The following is an 8,207-nucleotide window of genomic DNA, read 5'->3' as shown; positions in this document are numbered from 1 at the left end:
CAGGCAGTACATACTGATCGGCTACCTCAGCGAACGGCTGGCCTGCCGGATCCGCCACGACCTGCACGAGCACGCTGTTTCCCTGCCGTTCCCCCGCTTCATGCGGACCCGGCACGGGGACGTCGTCGCCCTCTTCACCATTGATACGGCCAAGGTACAGATCGCCGGCGCCGTCTGTCTGCCGGCCGTCGCGACGATGGCGGTCGAACTCGTCGTCGCAGGTGTGGTGGCCTTCCTGCTGGAGTGGCGGCTCGCGTTCGCGGTTGCCGCGATCGGTGTGATTCCCTTCATCCTGCTGCGGCGCATTCGCGCACGCGTCCGGGAGATCAGCCGGGTGGAAGCCGAGCGGCACACCCGGATGGTCGATCACGTCATCGAGCTGACCGGGCCGGCGGGAGCGCTGCACCTGCGTGCGTTCCGTGCGCAGGGCGTCGGCCAGGAGGAGTTCGAACGACTGGACTCCGCCATCGCGACAGCGCTCCGCACCCGTGTCCAGGTGTTCGCCCGTCTGCAGCTCACCTCCGCGGGCAGCTCGGTGCTGACGACCATGACCGCGATCGGGCTCGGGGTATGGCTCTCCCTGGAACAGATAATGACGGCCGGCACCTTCGTGGCCTTCCTCAGCGTGCTGCTGCTGGCCTTTCGTTCAATCACCGGATTCGCGGACCTGCGCACCCGGTTGTTTGACGGCGAGTCCTCCCTCGTTCGCATTCTGGCTTTCCTTGACATTCCACTGGATCTCCCTCGCGTTACGGACCGCAGCAACGTTCGGCCACTGGCTATGATCGATCGACCGCGGCCACCGGAAGAAACCGTGTCGCAAGCCGAACCGGTGGTGTCAGAACCGGCGAGCGTTCCCCGTCCACCCGTTCACGGCGATCTCGTCCTGGCGAACGTCTCGTACTCCTATGCCCCGGACATGCCGGTACCCACCTGGGCCGTCCGCTCAGTGGACATCGTCGTGCGCAAAAGCGAGATGGTTGCCGTCGTCGGATTCAGCGGCGCGGGCAAAACGACGCTCTGCTACCTCGCGAGCGGCCTGCTCACACCCACCGCCGGGCGGGTTCTGCTGGGCGGGCGGGACGTCGCGGAACTCACCGCCGAACAGGCGCGAGCCGCGGTCGGCTTTGTCTCCCAGGAAGCGTTCACCCAACGCCGCACCATCGCCGAGAACCTCAGGTTCGGGAATCCGTCGGCGACCGCGGACGAACTCTGGGCCGCACTCGAGGCGACCGGTCTCGTCTCCCTCGTCCGGTCCCTGCCGGACGGGATCCACACCCCACTCGGGTGCGACGGCTATGAGATCTCCGGTGGGGAACGACAGCGGCTGGCCATCGCCCGGGTCCTGGTCCAGAACCCGCGGACGATCATCCTCGACGAAGCCACGTCAAACCTGGACGCACTGACCGAGGAAAAGCTCCGGACGTCGTTCGAACGTCTTCTCGCCGATCGCAGCTGTCTGATCGTCGCCCATCGGATGACGATGACCGTCGCCGCCGACCGTATCTACGTGATGGAAAAGGGCACCGTGGTGGAGGCCGGCCCGCATGACCGGCTGGTCACAACCGGTGGAATCTACGCCCAGCTGAGCCGTGGCCGGCTGGGGCGGATGCCCAGACGAGAAAACGGCCACGGCGCGCCCCGGACCGTAGGCTGACCGGCGGCCCCACCCACGCTGGCCCATCCACGCTGGCCCATCCAAGCTGGCACGACAAGCGGCCCGTGTGATCGTGTCCCTGCGGACATGACCACACGGGCCGCTTGTCGGTCGTGGCGGGCCGGAACCCACACCAGCGCTTCCCGGGAACCCGGATAGGCCTGGACGGCCACCCGGGTTCCCTACGCTGCCTACCGGTACTCGCTGCCTACCGGTACTCGCTTCCTACCGGTACTCCCCGCCTGTACTGCGGTAGTCGAAGTCATCCAAAGGCACGGCCTGACCACTACCGGTACCGAACGCTCCGTACTCGACGGTCGCGCCCTCCTCGTAGCCACCACCCACCGAGTACATGGACGCCCGCGCCTCCTCGGTCGGCTCGACCCGGATGTTGCGGTACCGGGAGATGCCGGTACCCGCCGGGATGAGCTTGCCGATGATGACGTTCTCCTTCAGCCCGACCAGCGAGTCCGACCGGGCGTTGATCGCCGCATCGGTGAGCACCCGCGTGGTCTCCTGGAAGGATGCCGCCGACAGCCACGACTCGGTCGCGAGCGAGGCCTTGGTGATGCCCATGAGGACCGGACGGGCCGATGCCGGCTGGCCGCCGGACTCGACCACCCGACGGTTCTCCTCTTCGAAACGCGCCCGCTCGACCAGCTCACCGGGCAGGAGCGTGGTCTCGCCCGACTCCAGCACGTTCACCCGCTTGAGCATCTGGCGGATGATGATTTCAATGTGCTTGTCGTGGATGGACACACCCTGCGAGCGGTACACCTCCTGGACCTGGTCGACCAGGTGCAGCTGCACCTGGCGCGGGCCGAGGATGCGCAGCACCTCGTGCGGGTCGACGGCGCCGTCGACGATCTTCTGGCCAACTCCGATGTGTTGGCCTTCCTCGACCTTCAGACGCGAACGACGCGACACCGGGTAGGCGATCTCCTCGCCACCGTCGTCGGGCACAACGACGATCTTGAGCGTCTTCTCGGTCTCCTCGATGCGCACCCGGCCGGCGACCTCGCTGATCGGAGCCTTGCCCTTGGGGGAACGGGCCTCGAAGAGCTCGACCACACGCGGTAGACCCTGAGTGATGTCGTCACCGGTGGCGACGCCACCGCTGTGGAAGGTACGCATGGTCAGCTGGGTGCCCGGCTCGCCGATCGACTGGGCCGCCACGATACCCACGGCCTCGCCGACGTCCACGAGCTTTCCGGTCGCCAGCGACCGGCCGTAGCACTGTGCGCACACACCCATCCGAGCGGCGCAGGTGAGCGCGGAGCGCACCTTCACCGATTCGATGCCGGCATCGATGATCTGCCCGATGACCACATCGCCGAGGTCGGTGCCGGCGGGCACCACAACATCGCCCGCGGCGTTCACCGCATCGGATGCGAGCGTCCGCGCGTAGGCCGCGGTCTCGGCGTAACGGTCACGGACGAGCGCTCCGTCCGCTCCCTTGCGGGCGATACGAGTGCCGATGCCGCGCTCGGTGCCGCAGTCGTCCTCGCGGACGATGACATCCTGGCTGACGTCGACCAGCCGCCGTGTCAGATACCCTGAGTCAGCGGTTCGCAGCGCCGTGTCGGCCAGACCCTTACGGGCGCCGTGCGTGGAGATGAAGTACTCCACCACGCTCAGGCCCTCACGGAAGTTGGCCTTGATCGGGCGCGGGATGATCTCACCCTTCGGGTTGGCGACCAGCCCACGCATGCCGGCGAGCTGCCGGATCTGCATCATGTTTCCGGCGGCCCCGGAGTTGACCAGCACCGCGACCGGGTTGGTCGGCGGGAAGTTCGCCTCCATCGCCTCGGCGACCTTGCCAGTCGCCTCGTTCCAGATCTGCACAAGTTCGCCACGGCGCTCGTCGTCGGACAGGAAGCCCCGGTCGAACTGCTTTTGCACCCGCTCCGCGCGCTGCTCGTACTCGTCGAGAATCTGCTTCTTGTTCGGCGGCGCAACGACGTCCTCGATCGCCACGGTCACCCCGGACCGGGTGGCCCAGTAGAAGCCGGCGCTCTTGAGCGCATCCAGCGTGGCGGCCACCTGGATCTTCGGGTAGCGCTCGGCCAGGTCGTTGACGATCACGGCCTGGGCCTTCTTGTTCACCATGTAGTTGAGGAACGGGTACCCCACCGGAAGCGCCTCGTTGAGCAGGCAGCGACCGAACGTGGTCTCCAGCGTGAATGGTTCACCGCTGACCCAGTCCGACGGCGGAGTCCAGTCGAGCGGCGGGGTGGTGTCGCGCAGCCGAACCTTGATCTTCGCCTGCAGTGCGATCTCCCGCGCGTCAAAGGCCATCTGCGCCTCGGCCACGCTGGAGAACGCCCTACCCTCGCCGATCGCGCCCTCGGACAGCCGGCTGAGGTGGAACACCCCGGTGACCATGTCAAGGCTCGGCATGGCCAGCGGACGCCCGGATGCCGGCGACAGGATGTTGTTGCTCGACAGCATCAGGATGCGCGCCTCGGCCTGCGCCTCCGCGGACAACGGCAGGTGCACAGCCATCTGGTCACCGTCGAAGTCCGCGTTGAACGCGGTGCAGACCAGCGGGTGAATCTGGATGGCCTTGCCTTCGACCAGCTGTGGCTCGAACGCCTGGATACCGAGCCGGTGCAGAGTCGGTGCCCGGTTGAGCAGCACCGGATGCTCGGTGATGACCTCTTCGAGCACATCCCAGACGACCGGACGGGCCCGCTCCACCATCCGCTTGGCAGACTTGATGTTCTGCGCGTGGTTGAGATCGACCAGCCGCTTCATCACGAACGGCTTGAACAGTTCGAGCGCCATCTGCTTGGGCAGACCGCACTGGTGCAGCTTCAGCTGCGGCCCGACGACGATGACAGAACGGCCGGAGTAGTCGACCCGCTTACCGAGCAGGTTCTGGCGGAAGCGCCCCTGCTTGCCCTTGAGCATGTCCGACAACGACTTGAGCGGGCGGTTACCCGGGCCGGTGACCGGCCGGCCACGGCGGCCGTTGTCGAACAGCGCGTCGACGGCCTCCTGCAGCATCCGCTTCTCGTTGTTGACGATGATCTCAGGGGCGCCGAGGTCGAGCAGCCTCTTGAGTCGGTTGTTACGGTTGATCACCCGACGGTAGAGGTCGTTGAGGTCGGATGTCGCGAACCGACCACCGTCGAGCTGCACCATCGGGCGCAGGTCCGGCGGAATGACCGGAACGCAGTCGAGCACCATCCCGTTCGGAGAGTTGCGGGTGTTCAGGAACGCCGAGACCACCTTGAGACGCTTCAGCGCCCGGGCCTTCTTCTGCCCCTTGCCACTGCGGATCGTCTCCCGCAGTGATTCGGCCTCCGCGGCCAGGTCGAAGTCGACGAGCCTGCGCTGCAGCGCCTCGGCACCCATGCCGCCTTCGAAGTACTGCCCGAAGCGGTCCCGCAGTTCGCGGTAGAGCAGCTCGTCCGGCTCGAGATCCTGGACCTTCATGCCCTTGAAGCGGTCGAACACCCGCCCAAGATCATCAATCTTGCGCTGGACGCGGTCGCGGATCTGGCGCATCTCGCGCTCAGCCGCCTCCCGGACCTTGCGCCGGGCGTCGCCCTTGGCGCCCTCGGCCTCCAGCTGCGCGAGGTCCGCCTCAAGCTTCTTCTGCCGCGTCTCGACGTCGGCGTTCTTCTTGTCCTCGAGATGCTGCTTCTCCACCGAGATCCGCGCCTCGAGGGTGGGCAGGTCGCGGTGGCGCGCCTCGACGTCCACATTGGTAATCATGTACGCGGCGAAGTAGATGACCTTTTCAAGGTCCTTCGGCGCAAGGTCGAGCAGGTAGCCGAGCCGGCTCGGCACACCCTTGAAGTACCAGATGTGGGTTACCGGCGCGGCCAGCTCGATGTGACCCATCCGCTCACGACGCACCTTGGCCCGAGTGACCTCGACACCGCAGCGCTCACAGATGATGCCCTTGAAGCGAACGCGCTTGTACTTGCCGCAGTAGCACTCCCAGTCCCGGGTCGGACCGAAGATCTTCTCGCAGAAGAGTCCGTCCTTTTCCGGCTTCAGGGTGCGGTAGTTGATTGTCTCCGGCTTCTTGACCTCACCGTGTGACCACTGGCGGATGTCGTCTGCCGTGGCGAGGCCGATGCGCAGCTCGTCGAAGAAGTTGACGTCGAGCACGTGTCTTCTCTCTCTGCCGTCTGGCTGCCCCCCCATCGCCGGCGGGCATTGCGAGTAATGGCGGCGACGGGGGGCTTCTGCCGTCAGTTATTCCAAGGTCGGCGGGACGCCGGGAAACGATCAGTGCATCCGGGCTACCGGACGCCGTGACCCGGCGGGTTTCTGATCACCAACTGCGAGTCACGACCACTGGTAGCACCGTCGATCCTCACGGCCGGCGGTCATCAGGTTCCCTTGGGGGCCTGCGGGCGCGCAGGTGGAGCCATGCTTGCGCGCCCCTCGGCCGACTAGTCGTCAGACCTCCTCAACGCTGCTCGGCTCACGCCGGGACAGATCGATACCGAGCTCTTCCGCGGCACGGAAGACATCCTCATCGGTGTCGCGCATTTCAATGGAGAGACCGTCACTGGAGAGAACCTCCACGTTCAGACACAGTGACTGCATTTCCTTGATGAGGACCTTGAAGGACTCCGGAATGCCGGGTTCGGGAATGTTCTCACCCTTGACGATGGCCTCGTAGACCTTGACACGGCCCAGGACGTCGTCGGACTTGATGGTCAGCAGCTCCTGGAGGGCGTAGGCGGCGCCGTACGCTTCCAGCGCCCACACCTCCATCTCACCGAAGCGCTGTCCACCGAACTGCGCCTTACCACCCAGCGGCTGTTGTGTGATCATGGAGTACGGGCCGGTCGACCGTGCGTGGATCTTGTCGTCGACCAGGTGCAGCAACTTGAGGATGTAGATGTAGCCGACCGCCACCGGGTACGGATACGGCTCGCCCGTCCGGCCGTCGAAGAGCCGCGCCTTGCCGCTGGAGCCGATCAGCCGGTCACCGTCACGGTTGGCCAGCGTCGAGGCGAGCAGACCGGTGATCTCCTCTTCCCGAGCGCCGTCGAACACCGGCGTCGCCACGTTGGTGTCGGGCGGGGCCTGATGCGCGCCGATACCACGCAGGCGCTCTTTCCAGTCCTCGACGCCGTCGTCAACCTGCCAGCCGGTCTTGGCCACCCAACCGAGATGGGTCTCCAGGATCTGGCCGATGTTCATACGGCGCGGCACACCGTGCGGGTTGAGCACGACGTCCACCGGAGTGCCGTCCGAGAGGAACGGCATGTCCTCGGCAGGAAGGATCTTCGCGATGACGCCCTTGTTTCCGTGCCGGCCGGCCAGCTTGTCACCATCGGTGATCTTGCGCTTCTGGGCGACGTACACCCGGACGAGCTCGTTCACCCCGGGCGGCAACTCGTCGCCGTCCTCGCGAGCGAAGACTCGGACCCCGATGACCTTGCCGGACTCGCCGTGCGGCACCTTCAGCGAGGTGTCGCGGACCTCCCGGGCCTTCTCACCGAAGATCGCGCGTAGCAGCCGCTCCTCCGGGGTCAGCTCGGTCTCGCCCTTCGGCGTGACCTTCCCGACCAGCACGTCACCGGGCGAGACCTCAGCGCCGATCCGGATGATCCCGCGCTCATCGAGGTCGGCCAGGACCTCCTCGGCGACGTTCGGGATGTCCCGGGTGATCTCCTCGGGGCCGAGCTTGGTGTCACGGGCGTCGACCTCGTGCTCCTCGATGTGGATCGAGGACAGCACGTCGTCCTGCACGAGCCGCTGGGAGAGGATGATCGCGTCCTCGTAGTTGTGCCCCTCCCAGGGCATGAACGCCACCAGGAGGTTCTTGCCCAGCGCCATCTCGCCGTTGTCGGTGCACGGGCCGTCCGCGATGACCTGACCGGCCAGGACGCGGTCGCCCTCGTCGACGATCGGCTTCTGGTTGATGCACGTCCCCTGGTTGGACCGGCGGAACTTCGCCATCCGATAGGTACGCCGGGTACCGTCGTCGTGCATCACGGTGATGTAGTCGGCGGACAGATCCTCCACAACGCCGGACTGTGTGCAGACGACCACGTCGCCGGCATCCTTGGCCGCGCGGGCCTCCATGCCGGTACCGACCAGCGGCGCCTCGCTGCGCAGCAGCGGGACGGACTGGCGCTGCATGTTCGAGCCCATCAGGGCGCGGTTGGCGTCGTCGTGTTCAAGGAACGGGATCATGGCTGTGGCCACCGACACCATCTGGCGCGGCGAGACGTCCATGTAGTCGACCTCGTCCGGCGGGATGAACTCGACCTCGCCGCCCTTGCGGCGCACCAGGACGCGGTGCTCGGCGAACGAACCGTCGCCGGTCAGCGGCGCGTTCGCCTGCGCGATGACGTGCCTGTCCTCCTCGTCCGCAGTGAGGTAGTCGATCTTGTCTGTAACCCGACCGGCCACGACCTTGCGATAGGGCGTCTCGACGAAGCCGAACGGGTTGACCCGCGCGAACGTCGACAGCGAACCGATCAGACCGATGTTCGGGCCTTCCGGCGTCTCGATCGGGCACATCCGGCCATAGTGGCTGGGGTGGACGTCGCGGACCTCGAAGCCGGCACGA

At 66.3% G+C, this 8,207-nt stretch carries 3 protein-coding genes; 1 reads left to right on the top strand and 2 read right to left on the bottom strand.

The features are described from left to right. The coding region (locus U9977_RS00570) for an ABC transporter ATP-binding protein (protein WP_322747149.1) at positions 1-1,657 on the top strand (1,657 nt) is incomplete at its 5' end. Between the two features lie 225 nt (positions 1,658-1,882). On the opposite strand, the gene U9977_RS00565 is transcribed toward U9977_RS00570, so the two are convergent. Together U9977_RS00565 and U9977_RS00560 are read right to left on the bottom strand one after the other, a co-directional pair. Then, positions 1,883-5,782, bottom strand: a complete 3,900-nt coding sequence (locus tag U9977_RS00565; protein WP_322747148.1) for a DNA-directed RNA polymerase subunit beta' — start codon at positions 5,780-5,782, stop codon at positions 1,883-1,885. A gap of 294 nt (positions 5,783-6,076) precedes the next feature. After that, positions 6,077-8,207, bottom strand: a 2,131-nt coding sequence (locus tag U9977_RS00560; protein WP_322747147.1) for a DNA-directed RNA polymerase subunit beta, incomplete at its 5' end; no start/stop codon positions are given.

Origin of the sequence: Protofrankia sp. Cas8 (assembly GCF_963555845.1) — a bacterium.
GTDB lineage: Bacteria > Actinomycetota > Actinomycetes > Frankiales > Frankiaceae > Protofrankia.
Note: the sequence above shows the minus strand (reverse complement) of the source record. Positions and strands in the feature narration are given on the sequence as shown.